Below are 13,763 nucleotides of genomic sequence, written 5' to 3'. Positions count from 1 at the left end.
TTAGGTTCAGGGTTATTTTATTTTTTGTGATAAACTTCAGTGCCCATTTTAGTAAATGTTTACAATATAAACCATTACATGTATAATATATACATAATTAACAGAACAGGGGGACGATGAACATGGAGATGAAACCAAAGAAGAAATTCTATAAGAAGTGGTGGTTTTGGGTTATTGCGGTAGTTATTATAGGAGCTATAGGTTCTGGTGGTGGAGATAAAGATAGCCAGCTTAAGAATGAGGAAAGTAAACAGACTATTCAGCAAAATAAAAATGAATTAACTTCTTCTGATAAGGAGTTGTTGAAAAAAAATTATAAAGATTTTAATGTTGAGCAAAGAACACAATTTGCAGAGATAGAAGACAAATATAAAAAAATGAGTGATACAGAAAAGGAAAAAGTTAAATCAGATTTTGAAAGATTATCCAAGGAAAGGGAGGTTCAAGTTGCCGAATGGGCCAAGCAAGAAGAAGCAGCAAAAAAAGCTAAGGCAGCAGCAGAAGCTAAAAAACAAGAAGAATTTATTAAAAAAAATTCTAAGCAATTATCAGCAGGAGAGCATTTAGTTGGAACCCATTTAGACCCAGGAGTATATGATATTACCTTTAATGGAAGTGGTAATTTTGTTGTAAATGGAAGTGATAATTCACTTTTAAGTAATGAAGTTGGTGGTTCAGATATAGGCATTTCCAAGTATAGAGCTATATTAACAGAAGGATCTAAAATAAAAATATCTGGCATGAGTATTAATACAAAACCAGCTAAAAGAACTCTTATGTCTTATAGTAATGTTAGTTTATATGCTGGATATTGGATTGTAGGTCAAGATATAACAGCAGGAAGATATAAGGCTACTTCAACTGGTAATGGTGGCAATTTTGTAGTTTATGGAGGTAATGGCTCAATAAAAATAAATGAAATTTTAGGTGGAGATATTGGAGTTAATGAGGTAGTTATTAATCTCAATAATAATGACATAATTAGAATTTCAGGAATAAATAATGCAAAACTTACTCCAACAAACTAAAGGAGATAGTATAGTTTTAACCCAGGAATTTCAGGTGCCTGGGTTTTATTATGATAATAATGGGGTGGTTATATGGCGATAAAAAACAGACTATTAGAGATACGATTTAAACTAGGATATAAAACTCAAAAGGATTTTGCTGAATATTTGGGTATAAGACGTGTACAATATAATAAATATGAAAATAATAAAGAGCAGCCAACTTTAGAAGTACTATACAAGATAAGCTTAAAATTAAATGTGAAGATGGAGGATATTATTTACCTTGAGGAATAGTATCCTCTTATTTTTCGTTTAAATTAGTTCTGTATAAGAGATTTTAGTTCAAAATAGGAAACATTTATGGAATGTGTGCATATATTACTATTAGGTACATCAAAAAGGTATAAAGAGGAGGTATAAAAATATGTTACAAATGATATTAAAAACACTAATAAGAAAACACTGTAAACCAGAAAAAACTAGATATGCAGAGGATATTCTTTATCCAACAACTACTTATCCATTATATCTTTGTGTGCAGCAAGCTTTCAATTATTGCATCAAAAATAAGCTAATGAAACGTGATGATATTCTTTATATGAAAGAAATGTTAAATAGCTATGTAGATAAAAACTATTATAAGAGTATCAAGTTTCAAAATGATGTACATGAGATATACAAGAAACTTAAGAGTCACGACATTAATCCTAAACAAATGCAAAAACTCTTAGATTTTGTAAACCAATTTGTAATAGTCATACCTGAGCCTATTGAAACGGTTAAACATCTAAGAGTTATTAAGTAACCTTATATAAGCCTACCAGAGCTTATAACAAAATGAGATTGAGAATTTATATAAATATAGGCTATCATACCTTTATTTGAAATTCTCTTTCTCTATCTCCCTTATTTACATAGATACTTATTTAATAAGTATTATGAACAATTTTCTGGAGGTTATTCATGATAGATCTATTCGCGCTTGATAAATTTGTGGTTGGAGTAATTATTGCTTATTTTAGTAACCCTGTAAACATGATTTCTGGTCTTGTTGGAGCATTAATAGCAGCTAATGTATATGAAAAAAGTACTAAGAAAAAGGGGAGAAAATAAGTATGTTTATCGAGTTAGGTATTGGTGGGGCTTTAATGTATGGTTACAAAAGATTTAATTATAGAGATGTATACTTCATAAAGAAAGAATTGAAAAATATACTTATAGATAATAAATTAGACATCTACACTATTGTAGATGTAAAAAGAAGTCTTCCATGGGGATATACAATAATAGTAAATCTAAATGGTAATGGATTTGGCAAGTTGTGTTCAATTAAAGAGAATATTGAGACTAAATTAGGATATGAAACTTATATTCAACAAAATGTAGACTTTAAAACGGCAACTATTAGAATAATAATATTACCTATAGATGAATATACAAAATTTGAGCCAGTAAAAACTAAGCCTTATGAGGCATACTTTGGACTTAATTATATAATGGAAGAGTTAATTGTTAATTTAACAAAATACCCTCATATTTTAGTTACTGGCCAAACAGGATGTGGTAAAACAGAATTAATAAGATTACTATTAACAAATCTAATAGATAAATTCACAGATAGAGATATAAACATATATTTCTCAGATTTATCTGATATGTGTGATTTCAGTGGTTTTGAGAAATGCAAACAAGTTAAAGGATATGCTAAGACTATAAAAGAAGCTGAAAAATTATTTAACTATCTCATGCATATATACACTAAGAGGTTGGAGATATTTGAGAAGAATGAGTGTAAAAATATTCAAGAGTACAACAAGAAATTTTATGGAAAAAGAATGTCTTACAATTATATTATTATGGATGAAATGGCAGATTATTTTCCAGTAAATAAATTAGATACGGATTATGAACTGAAAGTGAAATGCTACAATCTTTTAAAGCATATGGCTAGAAAATTTAGAAAGGTTGGTATGTTTTTAGTTATAGGTATCCAAAGGCCAGATACCACAGTACTAGATCCTAACCTGAGAAGTTGTTTATGTACCAAAATAGGGTTTTCACAAAACAGTGATGCTTCAAGTTTAACTGTTTGTGATACTACAGAACTAACTAATATTGAAAATAGAAAAGCATTATTAATGTATGGTAATAAGAGGGAGTGGTTAAAAACCTTATTTATAGATGATGATGTTATAAATCAATATATAAAGTCTAGCTTAGTAAATGGTAGTAGGGAAAAGTTAGATGATTATAATAGATTTTTACCCAAGCAAGAAACTACCACTAAGAATATTAAAGAAGACTCAAGTATACAAATTAATACTACAAAGGAACCGGCTAAAGGTAAAAAATCACCTTCTACTAAAACGAAAGTGAAGGTGAAAAATGTTGTTAAGTAAAAAAGATAAAATGATATTGAATTATATAGACGAGCATGGTTCTATAACTATTAACCAATGTGCCAAGGTGATTTTTACAGGGAATAAATATGCTTATGACCAAGCAAGAAAAAAATTAAGACAACTGTACAATGAGAAAGCAATAGCACGTTATAGAAATTCTGTAAGTGATGAAGCAATATATTATATAGATACTAGACTTAATATACATGCTCTTAAACTATTAGATGTATATGGAGAACTAATTGCAATGGGTGCTAAAATAGAAAGTTTTTGCAAAAAGTATAGAGTGTATACTGATGGCAAGAAATATCGTGAAATTGATGCTCTGATAGAATTATACTATGATGATTACTTTATACCACTAATAGTAGAAATAGATTATTCTCATAACACATCTATAGCAAAATTACAGGAGATATACAAATCAAATCACTTTCAGCATAAATACCAGGAACTAAGTGAAGATATATTCCCATCAATTGTTATATGTAGACCTGTAGTAAAAAAATCTCTAGTTGTAGAAAGTGACTTTCAAATCCTCTACACAGACTTCACCTTACAGAATTTAGGGCAAGTTTTAAGCTAGTAAATTTTAAGGTTCGCACGGCTCACCTAATACTTTTTAATTCTTATTTTATTGTTATTGTGAAACTTAGTAATATCATTGTTTTTAATTATAAAAAAGTACCTATACGTTCGTATGAGCTATAGGTACTTTTAATAGGTATAAAGTCAATGCTAATTGAGAATAATATCCAAATAGAGGTGAGTGTAGATGATAAAATCAATTATATCATTCTTGTATAATAATTTTAATACGATAGTTTTAGTTTTGTTTTTAGCAGCAATATTATACAGCTGGATAAGTATGTTTATAAATAAGGACTATAGATATATAGCAGAGTATAATAGAAGGTTTAGAGACAGAGTTTTGACTTCAGAAGATTTACAAAATATTAAACATGAAATTGAGCATATGGAAGGTAGAGAGTTTGAAATATTTTCTGAATGGTTATTTAAAAACATGGGGAAATATAAATCCGTTACTTTAACTCCAGCAACTAATGATGAGGGCAGGGATCTAATACTAGTTGATAGAAATGATGCTACTACATTTGTAGAATGCAAAAGATATACGGATAATGCTACTACAACAGAAAACTTTATGATAGGTAGAGAAATATGCCAAAAGTTAGTTGGAGCAATAGTTGCTGAAGGAATAAAACAAGGGATAATTATTACTACTGGTAATGTACATCAAAATGCATGGGACTACATAGTGAAATTAGAGAAGAATAGTACTGTAGGAATTCAAGTTATGACTTCAGATGATATTATGAGAACAATTCAAGAAATAAATAAAGCTGAGGTTTTAAGAGTCGTCGGATTAGCTTAAAAATCGTTATGATAAAGGAGCCACTTTAGGCTCCTTTAAAAATTCCTACTATTATATATAGTTAAATCTATTAATATCAACTAATCTTAATAGACTTCAATTATGTTACTGACTTTTTGAAAATAAAAAAATCCACATTGTTTTAAACAATGCGGATACTAATGGTGCCGAAGGCGGGAATCGAACCCGCACGGTATTGCTACCTCCGGATTTTGAGTCCGGCGCGTCTGCCAGTTCCACCACTTCGGCATATCGTATATCAATAATATCATATATTAGAGTGATAAGTCAATAAGGTTTAATAGAATTATTTATTTGGACAAATATTTCAAATATTTGTCCTGAATGTCCTGTTTGTATTTCTAAAGCCCATTTATCTTAATTATTAATAACAGAGAAAAAAGATAAGAAAATATAAATTTATGCAACTTTATGTATTGATTGACCTTCTTTTGTGATGATGAGTTAGCTGTAATTGAGTTGAGGGATTTAGAAAAAATATAATTATAGGAATTTTATTTTAATTTGGCATGGAATTTGCTTATATAAAAATATAAAATAACTAATGGGGAGGAATTAAAATGCAAACCGCAGAAACTACAACAAAGAAAAAAGGCCTATTTGAGCGATTTATTAAGGGAATTGAAGTTGTTGGAAATAAGATACCTCATCCCTTTACAATGTTCACTATCTTGGCCGTATTTATTTTAGCATTATCCATGCTTTTATCAAAGGCTGGAGTATCTGTAACTTATATGGCGGCGTCTAAAGTTGCAGGGGAAGCTTCAATTGAAACTACAGTTATAGTAAGGAATTTACTTAGCTATGAAGGAATAAGGGAAATTTTAGCGGGGTTTGTTTCAACATATGTTAATTTTGCTCCGCTTGGTATAATTGTTATAATGATGATCGGTATAGGAATGATAGAGCAGACAGGCTTTATTTCCGCACTTATGAGAAAAACAATACTAGGTGCACCGGATTTCATGGTAACAGCAGTATTAGCTTTCGTAGGAATAAACTCCAACTTAGCATCAGATGCAGGAACGATATTTAGTGCTGCTATAGGTGGTACTTTATTTAAGGCTCTTGGTCGTAATCCTGTAGTTGGAGTAATAACAGGTTTTGTAGCAGCATCCGGCGGGTTTACTGCAAATTTATTTATAGCTGGAACAGATGGGCTATTAGCAGGTATTACAGAATCAGCAGCTAAGAGCATGAATATAGATGCTCCAACTCATCCTTTAATTAACTGGTATTTTATGATTGTGGCAACTTTTGTTTTAACATTAGTTACAACTTTTGTAACTGAAAAGTTTATATCTAAATATCTAGAAGAAAAAAGGACTAACAAAAAGGATAAATCTGGTCTTCAGGAACATGCTCTTACAGAGGACGAAAAGAGAGGTTTAAGATGGGCAGGGATTGCATCAGTAGCTTTTATAATAGTTATATTAGCACTTACACTCCCACAAGGAAGTTTATTTAGAAATGAAGAAGGTGCAATATTACCTAAGTCACCATTAATTAGCAGTATGGTACCACTTCTGTTTTTCTTATTTGTAGTTGTAGGTCTAGCTTATGGTATTGCATCAAAGGTTGTGAAATCAGAAAGAGATATACCAAAGCTAATGCAAAAAAGTCTTGCAGGAAATTTAAGTTTTTTAGTAGTGGCACTTCCAGCAGCATTATTTATAGATTTATTTAACAAGAGTAACATAGCAACAATACTTGCAGTAAGTGGAGCAGGAGCACTTAAGTCTGCCAACCTTCATCCAACTCTACTTATGATTATTCTGATATTTGTAACGGCCTTTATAAATCTATGTATGACAAGTGGTCCTTCAAAGTGGTTAATACTCGCACCGATATTTGTACCTATATTCTCAATGCTCGGACTATCACCGGCAGTAACTCAGCTTTGTGTAAGAATAGGGGACTCAGCAACAAATATTATATCTCCTATATTAATTTATATTCCAGCAATAATAGGTTTTATGGAACAGTATAAGGAAGAGGGCGATGATAGAGTTATTGGAATTGGCTCTGTAATATCTCTTACTATGCCTTATTCCATTGCATATATGATATCATTGATTTTAATGTTAGTAGTATGGTATTTCTTAGGAGCACCGATAGGACCAGGAACTTATATAACAATGTAATGTAAGGAGGACGTAAAATGTTATTTCTTAAAAATGGACAAGTACACACCATGATGGGTGAAATTTTAAATGAAGCTAGTATTCTTGTTGATAATGGGAAAATAAAGGAAATCGGTACGGGGATTGTAGAACCTAAAGGAGTAAGAGTTGTAAATCTTCATGGTAAAGTGGTTACTCCAGGTATTATTGAGGCTCATTGTCATCTTGGTATGCAGGAAGATTCAATTGGTTTTGAAGGAAACGATGTTAATGAGACCTCAGATCCAGTAACTCCTCAACTAAGAGCAATAGATGCTATTAATCCAATGGACAAGACCTTTAAGGAGGCCTACGAAGGTGGAGTAACCTGTGCAGCAACTGGTCCAGGAAGTGCTAATGTTATAGGGGGTCAGTTTATTGTAATTAAAACTTACGGAGATAGAATAGATGATATGGTGGTTAAAGATCCTGTAGCTATGAAGTGTGCTTTTGGGGAAAATCCTAAGAAATTCTACGGTCAAGGTAAAAAACAGCCAGCAACAAGAATGGCAATAGCAGCAATGATTAGAGAATATCTTAGAAAAGCTAAGGACTACAGTGAAAAGCTTGAGGAAGCAAAGGATGATAAATCTAAAAGACCAGCTTTTGATGCGAAATTAGAAGCACTTGTTCCCGTGGTTAATAGAGAAATTCCGCTTAAGGCTCATGTGCATAGAGCTGATGATATATTTACAGCTATAAGAATAGCTAAGGAATTTGGAGTTAAGATGACGCTTGACCATTGTACAGATGGAAGTCTAATAGCAAATGAGCTTGCAAAGGAGAATTTTGATGTTATTGTTGGGCCAAGTTTTGGATATAGAGGTAAGTTTGAGCTTAAAAGTAAATCCTTTGAAACCCCAGGAATTTTAAGTAGGGCAGGACTTAAGGTGGCAATAACAACTGACAGTCCAGTTGTACCGCTCAACTACCTTCCAATGAGTGCTGGACTTGCTGTTAAGGCAGGAATGGACAAGGAAGAGGCACTTAAGGCAATAACAATAAATGCTGCAGAAATACTTGGTGTAGATGACAGAGTCGGAAGTCTTGAAGTTGGTAAGGATGCGGATATAGTGGTTTGGGATGGACATCCTTGTGATTTATCATCAACTGTAAATTACACAATTATCAACGGTGAAATTGTATATTCTAATATGGAATAATTATTTTAAAAGAAACTGGATTATTCCAGTTTCTTTCTATATAAGCTACTTTAACACAATAAACTAGATCATATAAGGGAGAGATTAACATGATGAATGAGCAAGTTGAAAAGTTAATTGATAAATATATAGATGAAATTATAGAAGTAAGAAGAGATATACATGAAAATCCTGAACTAGGAATGAATGAATATAGGACAGCTAAGCTTGTAGCTGAAAAATTAAAAGATATAGGGTTAGATGTTAAGGAAAGTGTAGGAGATACTGGAGTAGTTGGCTTATTAACTGGAAAAGAGGATGGAAAAACAATACTTTTAAGAGCGGACATGGATGCACTTCCTATAGAAGAACTTACTGATCTCCCTTTTAAGTCTAAAAATAGTGGAGTGATGCATGCTTGTGGACATGATGCACATACTGCTATTTTATTTGGAACAGCTAAGGTATTAAATCAATTAAAGGAAAATATAAAGGGAAGTGTTAAATTTGCATTTCAACCAGCAGAAGAATGTAATCCTGAAGGTGGAGCAAATTTTATGATAAGAGATGGAGTGCTTGAAAATCCAAAAATAGATGCAGCGGTTGCACTTCATGTATGGGATATGCCCTTAGGTAAAGTAGCTACTAAAAAGGGAGTTATAATGGCACAATCAGATAGAGTATTTATAAAGATAAAAGGTAAAAGTTCTCATGGTTCAGCTCCTCATCAAGGGGCAGATGCTATCGTTGCTGCATCATATGTGGTTACTTCATTGCAAACTATAGTAAGCAGAAACATAGATCCACTGGATAGTGCTGTAGTTTCTATAGGAATTATGAAGGGCGGATATAGAGAAAATGTAATAGCGGATGAAGTTTATATGGAAGGAACAGTAAGAACTTTTAATAAAGAGATGGGAAACTTTATGCGTAAAAAGATAGAACAAATAATGAAGGGTATTTGCGAATCCCTAGGGTGTACTTATGAATACGAATATGTATATGGATATCCAGCGATGTATAACAATGAACAGCTTACAGAAAATTTAATAGAAGGATTAAATGACAGCTTTGAGCATGGAAACGTAATTATTGTTGAGAGACCGGCTTCGGGAGCAGAGGATTTCGCTTTCTTTTCTCAAAAGGTTCCTTCAACACTTATATGGGTAGGGTGTAAATCAGATATGAATAAGGAGCAATGCGTGCTTCATAATCCTAATTTTTTGTTAGATGAGAAATGTATTAAGATTGGAATAAAGGCTATGTGTGCAGCTGCATTAAAATTTCTTAACCAATAATCTGTATAATTTATAAAAAAGTTTCTATATGCTTTATTTAAACTAACTCCCAGCTTGTTTGAGTTGATTTATACTGATGTTTTAATTATCATAAAGTTATAGAAGATTTATGAATTAAATATTCTGTTTTCTGAGAGGGGAATTAGATTGGGTAAGAAGATTATTGGAATAGGTGCTTTAAATGAAAATACAAGGCAATTTTATGAAGAAACTCTAAAAAACATTCTGGGAGATAAGGGGATTATAAAATCTTATAATTTTAGTAAGCAAATAGAGGGTAAGGTAGATGTGGACGTGCTTTTGATATCTACTCCTCTTATGATAAATATGGTAAAAAAACACATAAATGTTTCTACTAAGCTAATATTTATGAATAGAACTTTTTCTAAGGAGGCATATGAAGTTCTTAAGTCAGTTCCTAAAGGAACTAAAGCCCTATTGGTTAATAATGGTATAGATACTACATTTGAAACTATATCACTTATTTATGCCTTAGGTTTTGAGTTTGAGTTATACCCGTATTATCCAGGACAAGAAATTTTAGAGAACATATATACTGCTATTACCACTGATGAAGAAAATTTAGTGCCTAAAAATATAAGCAGGATATATAATATTGGTCATATGGTATATGACATGCGTACACTTATAGATTTATTGAATGAGTTAGATTTAAATAATAATACAAAAGACGAAATGCTTCATAATTATCAAAAAACAATAATACCTTTGGGTAAAGGTATACACGATTTGTTTGGAACTAGCATAATTATAAAATCTGTAATGAACACATCATTAGATTTGATAGACGATGGGGTTTTAGAGGTGGACAATAATAAGATAGTAATTATGGCTAATAAAAAGTTCAGAGAGATTTTATGTATAAACGAAGAAGAATTACTAGGAAAAAGTATAGATGAAATATTTGAGGATGAAGAAATAAATTTCAATAGTGAAATAACTGATTTACTTATAAAGCATGGTAACAACAAACTTATAATAAATTTTAAAACAATGGATATTTTTAACAAAAGGGCAGGATATATACTCATTATAAAAAATGTAACTGAACTCAGAAAATTAGAAGAACAGGTGAGGAGAGAAGTGTCATTAAATGGATATATAGCCAAATATAATATAGATAGTATAATTGGGGTAAGCGAAAAAATACACGAAACTAAAGAAATAGCTAAAAAAATGGCCTTAGCAGATGCATCTGTGCTTATAATTGGTGAAAGTGGTACTGGAAAAGAGCTTTTTGCACAGAGTATCCATAATAATTCTAAAAGAAGCAAATTTCCTTTTGTTGCAATAAATTGTGCAGCACTTCCTAACAATTTAATAGAAAGTGAGCTGTTTGGGTATGAGGGTGGAGCTTTTACTGGTGCTAAAAAAGAAGGGAAACCGGGGGTGTTTGAACAAGCACATTTAGGAACTTTATTTTTAGATGAAATAGGAGATTTAGATTTAAGTATACAAGCTAGGCTTCTTAGAGTACTTCAAGAAGGAGAAATTGTAAGGATAGGAAGTACTAAAATAAGAAAAGTTAATGTAAGAATTATCTCAGCAACTAATAAGGATTTATTTCAACTAGCTAAAAAGGGTGAATTTAGATGGGATTTATACTATAGACTAAATGTTTTTCCACTTAATATTCCACCTTTAAGGAGCAGAAAAGAGGATACAGAGCTTATATTTAGACATTTTTTAAAAGAATTTGGATGCAATAAAAAAATAGATAATGAAGTGTGGAATATACTGAAACAATATGAATGGCCTGGGAATATAAGAGAATTAAGGAACTTAGCAGAGTATTTATGTAACATGGGTTCTAATATTATAGTAAAAGGCGATTTACCATATAATTTTAAAGAAAATAAGGAGTGTTTTGCAAGCAAAGGAACGGAGAATTTATCAGAAGAAAAGAAAGCTATACTAAAGATAGTTTATTCCAATATGCTTTTAAAGAAAAAAATAGGCAGAAGTAAAATAGCTCAAATGCTTGAGTATGAAGATATACTTTTAACAGAAAGGGAAGTAAGAAATAAGTTAGAAGATTTAAAAGCTAAGGGTTATATTGAATTTGGAGTAGGGCGGCAAGGAACAAGGATTACCCAGGAAGGTATTATGATTATAGAGAATTATACTATATAGGGGGAGCACATTATGAGTAGATTGCTAAAAACTATAATTGAAAGCAACAAAAGTTATACTAAAAATGGGGAAGTAGCATCTTACATACCAGAGCTTGCTAAAGCAAACAGGGATGCTTTAGGTATATATATATGTAACATTGATGGAGAAGAGGAATTTGCAGGAGATTTTGAAACAAAATTTACTATGCAAAGTATTTCAAAGATAATATCTCTTATGGTTGCTATTTTGGACAATGGTGCTGATTATGTTTTTTCAAAGGTGGGAGTAGATTCTACTTCAGATGCATTTAACTCAATAGTAAATTTAGAAATAAAAAATCCACATAAGCCATTGAATCCAATGATAAATGCAGGAGCTATTGATACTGTGGGCTTAATAGAAGGCAAAAATTCAGATGAAGTTTTTAATAAAATATTGAAGTTTGCAAGAATGATAACTAATAATGGTGACATTACAATAAATGAGGCGGTTTATAAATCTGAAAAAATAACTGGTAATAGAAATAGAGCTCTTGCGTATTTTATGAAAAGTACAGGTGTTATAATAAAAGATGTAGAAGAAGTCTTAGATGTGTACTTCAAACAATGTTCAATAGAAACAACTTGTAGAGATATTGCTAGGATAGGGGCAATGCTTGCAAATGATGGGGTAATGCCATGGAATGGTAAAAGAGCTATTCCAAGACATGTTGCTAAAATAATAAAAACAATTATGGTAACCTGTGGTATGTACGATGGTTCTGGAGATTTTGCAGTTAATGTAGGGGTGCCAGCAAAGTCAGGAGTAGGTGGCGGAATACTTGCTGCTGTTCCAGGAAGAATGGGAATAGGGGTTATAGGTCCTGCATTAGATATCAAAGGTAACAGTATAGCGGGAATAAAGGTTTTAGAAGATTTATCAAGGGAACTTGATTTAAGTATATTTTAAGAAATTGCCTAAGGGCAATTTTTTTGTGGGTGATTTTTTGGCTAAAAATGTGTAAACTATATATAGTTACCAAAGTAAATTTTAGGAGAGATAATTATGTTGAGATTTTTAGATGCTGGGGAATCCCACGGAAAGATGATTTTAGCTATAATAGATGGAATTCCATCTAATTTTGATGTTGATATAGATTTTATAAATAGTGAACTTAAAAGAAGGCAACAGGGATATGGACGTGGAGAAAGAATGGAGCTTGAGGATGATAAAATAGAAATTATCACAGGACTTAGGGGAGATAAAACTACGGGAAATCCAATAACTTTAGCAGTATACAATAAAGACTATGAAAATTGGAAACATATATTAGAGGTTAAAGCGGGGCCTGAGGATAGAATAACTGTGCCAAGGCCTGGGCATGGAGATATGGTTGGGTATTTTAAATATGGCACAGGAGATATAAGAGATGTTATTGAAAGAACCTCAGCTAGAGAAACCACTATAAGAACTGCTGTTGGAGCAATGTGTAAACTTATATTAAAGAGTATTGGCATAGAAGTTAGAAGTGTTGTAAATAGCATAGGAAACTTTCATGAAGAAGAAATTGATTTGTTTGACGATAATATATATGAGAAAATAGAAAAAAGTCCAGTTAGATGTTACAATGAAGAAATGTCAAAAAACTTTATGAAAAAGATAGACATATGCAAGGAGCAAGGAGAAACTATAGGAGGAAGTGTGAAGATTTCTGTAAAAGGAGTACCGCTAGGGATAGGAAGCTATACTCAATGGGACAGAAAACTAGATGCGATATTAAGCTATGCGATTATGTCTCTCCAAGGGGTAAAGGCAATAGAATTTGGAAATGGACTAGATTTAAATCGCAGAGGAAGTAATTTTAATGATGAAATATATTATGATGGCAATAATATAAAAAGATATTCAAATAACTCAGGAGGAATAGAAGCAGGAGTTTCCAATGGTGAAAATATAGAGGCCAAGGTCTTTATAAAACCTATTTCTTCTGTAAAAAAGGATTTAAGAACCATAGATCTTAGAAAAAGAAAAAATACTGAAACTAGATATGAGAGATCAGATGTGTGCGCAGTAGTACCAGCTTCAATAGTTCTTGAAAATATAGTTGCCTTTGAAATTTTAAAGGAAATTTTAAATAAATTTCCGGCAGATGAATTTTATGATCTTAAAAGAAGTATAAATTTTTATAGAGAAACCGTATATTTAAGGTAGATAGCT

At 31.6% G+C, this 13,763-nt stretch carries 13 protein-coding genes and 1 tRNA gene; 13 read left to right on the top strand and 1 reads right to left on the bottom strand.

From position 1 onward, the window contains the following. Positions 1-122 precede the first annotated feature (122 nt). The 7 genes from BSD9I1_RS14055 (at position 123) to BSD9I1_RS14025 (ending at position 4,808) form a co-directional block, all read left to right on the top strand. Complete coding sequence (locus BSD9I1_RS14055; protein ID WP_186430869.1) at positions 123-1,028, top strand: hypothetical protein; 906 nt, start codon at positions 123-125, stop codon at positions 1,026-1,028. Positions 1,029-1,100: 72 nt separating this feature from the next. Then, positions 1,101-1,304, top strand: coding sequence for a helix-turn-helix transcriptional regulator (locus BSD9I1_RS14050; RefSeq protein ID WP_186430868.1), 204 nt, complete (start codon positions 1,101-1,103; stop codon positions 1,302-1,304). Between the two features lie 130 nt (positions 1,305-1,434). Further along, a complete protein-coding gene (locus tag BSD9I1_RS14045; protein WP_186430867.1) occupies positions 1,435-1,815 on the top strand; it encodes a hypothetical protein in 381 nt (126 codons plus the stop codon). 158 nt (positions 1,816-1,973) lie between these two features. Further along, positions 1,974-2,123, top strand: coding sequence for a hypothetical protein (locus BSD9I1_RS14040; protein ID WP_186430866.1), 150 nt, complete (start codon positions 1,974-1,976; stop codon positions 2,121-2,123). 2 nt (positions 2,124-2,125) lie between these two features. Continuing rightward, positions 2,126-3,409: an FtsK/SpoIIIE domain-containing protein gene (locus BSD9I1_RS14035; RefSeq protein WP_186430865.1), complete on the top strand. Its 1,284-nt coding sequence runs from the start codon at positions 2,126-2,128 to the stop codon at positions 3,407-3,409. Beyond that, a complete protein-coding gene (locus BSD9I1_RS14030; RefSeq protein ID WP_186430864.1) occupies positions 3,396-3,998 on the top strand; it encodes a hypothetical protein in 603 nt (200 codons plus the stop codon). The genes BSD9I1_RS14035 and BSD9I1_RS14030 overlap by 14 nt, the downstream gene beginning before the upstream one ends. Positions 3,999-4,187: 189 nt before the next feature. After that, positions 4,188-4,808: a restriction endonuclease gene (locus tag BSD9I1_RS14025; RefSeq protein ID WP_186430863.1), complete on the top strand. Its 621-nt coding sequence runs from the start codon at positions 4,188-4,190 to the stop codon at positions 4,806-4,808. 162 nt (positions 4,809-4,970) lie between these two features. Here BSD9I1_RS14025 and BSD9I1_RS14020 read toward each other — a convergent pair. Then, positions 4,971-5,057: transfer RNA gene (locus tag BSD9I1_RS14020), tRNA-Leu, on the bottom strand. A 332-nt stretch (positions 5,058-5,389) separates the two neighbouring features. Here BSD9I1_RS14020 and BSD9I1_RS14015 point away from each other — a divergent pair. The 6 genes from BSD9I1_RS14015 (at position 5,390) to aroC (ending at position 13,757) form a co-directional block, all read left to right on the top strand. Then, a complete protein-coding gene (locus BSD9I1_RS14015; protein WP_186430862.1) occupies positions 5,390-6,973 on the top strand; it encodes an AbgT family transporter in 1,584 nt (527 codons plus the stop codon). Between the two features lie 17 nt (positions 6,974-6,990). Next, positions 6,991-8,154, top strand: a complete 1,164-nt coding sequence (locus BSD9I1_RS14010) for an amidohydrolase (protein ID WP_186430861.1) — start codon at positions 6,991-6,993, stop codon at positions 8,152-8,154. An 89-nt stretch (positions 8,155-8,243) separates the two neighbouring features. Beyond that, a complete protein-coding gene (locus tag BSD9I1_RS14005; protein ID WP_186430860.1) occupies positions 8,244-9,431 on the top strand; it encodes a M20 family metallopeptidase in 1,188 nt (395 codons plus the stop codon). A 147-nt stretch (positions 9,432-9,578) separates the two neighbouring features. Next, positions 9,579-11,585 (top strand): sigma-54-dependent Fis family transcriptional regulator, encoded by a 2,007-nt coding sequence (locus tag BSD9I1_RS14000; protein WP_186430859.1) that lies wholly within the window; start codon positions 9,579-9,581, stop codon positions 11,583-11,585. Positions 11,586-11,597: 12 nt separating this feature from the next. Further along, positions 11,598-12,515 (top strand): glutaminase A, encoded by a 918-nt coding sequence (glsA, locus tag BSD9I1_RS13995; protein ID WP_186430858.1) that lies wholly within the window; start codon positions 11,598-11,600, stop codon positions 12,513-12,515. A 96-nt stretch (positions 12,516-12,611) separates the two neighbouring features. After that, positions 12,612-13,757 (top strand): chorismate synthase, encoded by a 1,146-nt coding sequence (aroC, locus tag BSD9I1_RS13990; protein ID WP_186430857.1) that lies wholly within the window; start codon positions 12,612-12,614, stop codon positions 13,755-13,757. Positions 13,758-13,763 lie beyond the last annotated feature (6 nt).

Origin of the sequence: Clostridium sp. BSD9I1 (assembly GCF_900185645.1) — a bacterium.
Lineage (GTDB): Bacteria > Bacillota > Clostridia > Clostridiales > Clostridiaceae > Clostridium_AK.
This window is presented reverse-complemented; position numbering and strand designations above follow the sequence as displayed.

Excerpts from the sequence above, each read along its gene's own strand:
- BSD9I1_RS14035 (WP_186430865.1), top strand. The coding sequence starts at position 2,126 with ATGTTTATCGAGTTAGGTATTGGTGGGGCTTTAATGTATGGTTACAAA.
- BSD9I1_RS14025 (WP_186430863.1), top strand. The coding sequence starts at position 4,188 with ATGATAAAATCAATTATATCATTCTTGTATAATAATTTTAATACGATA.
- BSD9I1_RS14030 (WP_186430864.1), top strand. The coding sequence starts at position 3,396 with ATGTTGTTAAGTAAAAAAGATAAAATGATATTGAATTATATAGACGAG.
- aroC (WP_186430857.1), top strand. The coding sequence starts at position 12,612 with ATGTTGAGATTTTTAGATGCTGGGGAATCCCACGGAAAGATGATTTTA.
- glsA (WP_186430858.1), top strand. The coding sequence starts at position 11,598 with ATGAGTAGATTGCTAAAAACTATAATTGAAAGCAACAAAAGTTATACT.
- BSD9I1_RS14015 (WP_186430862.1), top strand. The coding sequence starts at position 5,390 with ATGCAAACCGCAGAAACTACAACAAAGAAAAAAGGCCTATTTGAGCGA.
- BSD9I1_RS14045 (WP_186430867.1), top strand. The coding sequence starts at position 1,435 with ATGTTACAAATGATATTAAAAACACTAATAAGAAAACACTGTAAACCA.
- BSD9I1_RS14005 (WP_186430860.1), top strand. The coding sequence starts at position 8,244 with ATGATGAATGAGCAAGTTGAAAAGTTAATTGATAAATATATAGATGAA.
- BSD9I1_RS14055 (WP_186430869.1), top strand. The coding sequence starts at position 123 with ATGGAGATGAAACCAAAGAAGAAATTCTATAAGAAGTGGTGGTTTTGG.
- BSD9I1_RS14050 (WP_186430868.1), top strand. The coding sequence starts at position 1,101 with ATGGCGATAAAAAACAGACTATTAGAGATACGATTTAAACTAGGATAT.
- BSD9I1_RS14010 (WP_186430861.1), top strand. The coding sequence starts at position 6,991 with ATGTTATTTCTTAAAAATGGACAAGTACACACCATGATGGGTGAAATT.
- BSD9I1_RS14040 (WP_186430866.1), top strand. The coding sequence starts at position 1,974 with ATGATAGATCTATTCGCGCTTGATAAATTTGTGGTTGGAGTAATTATT.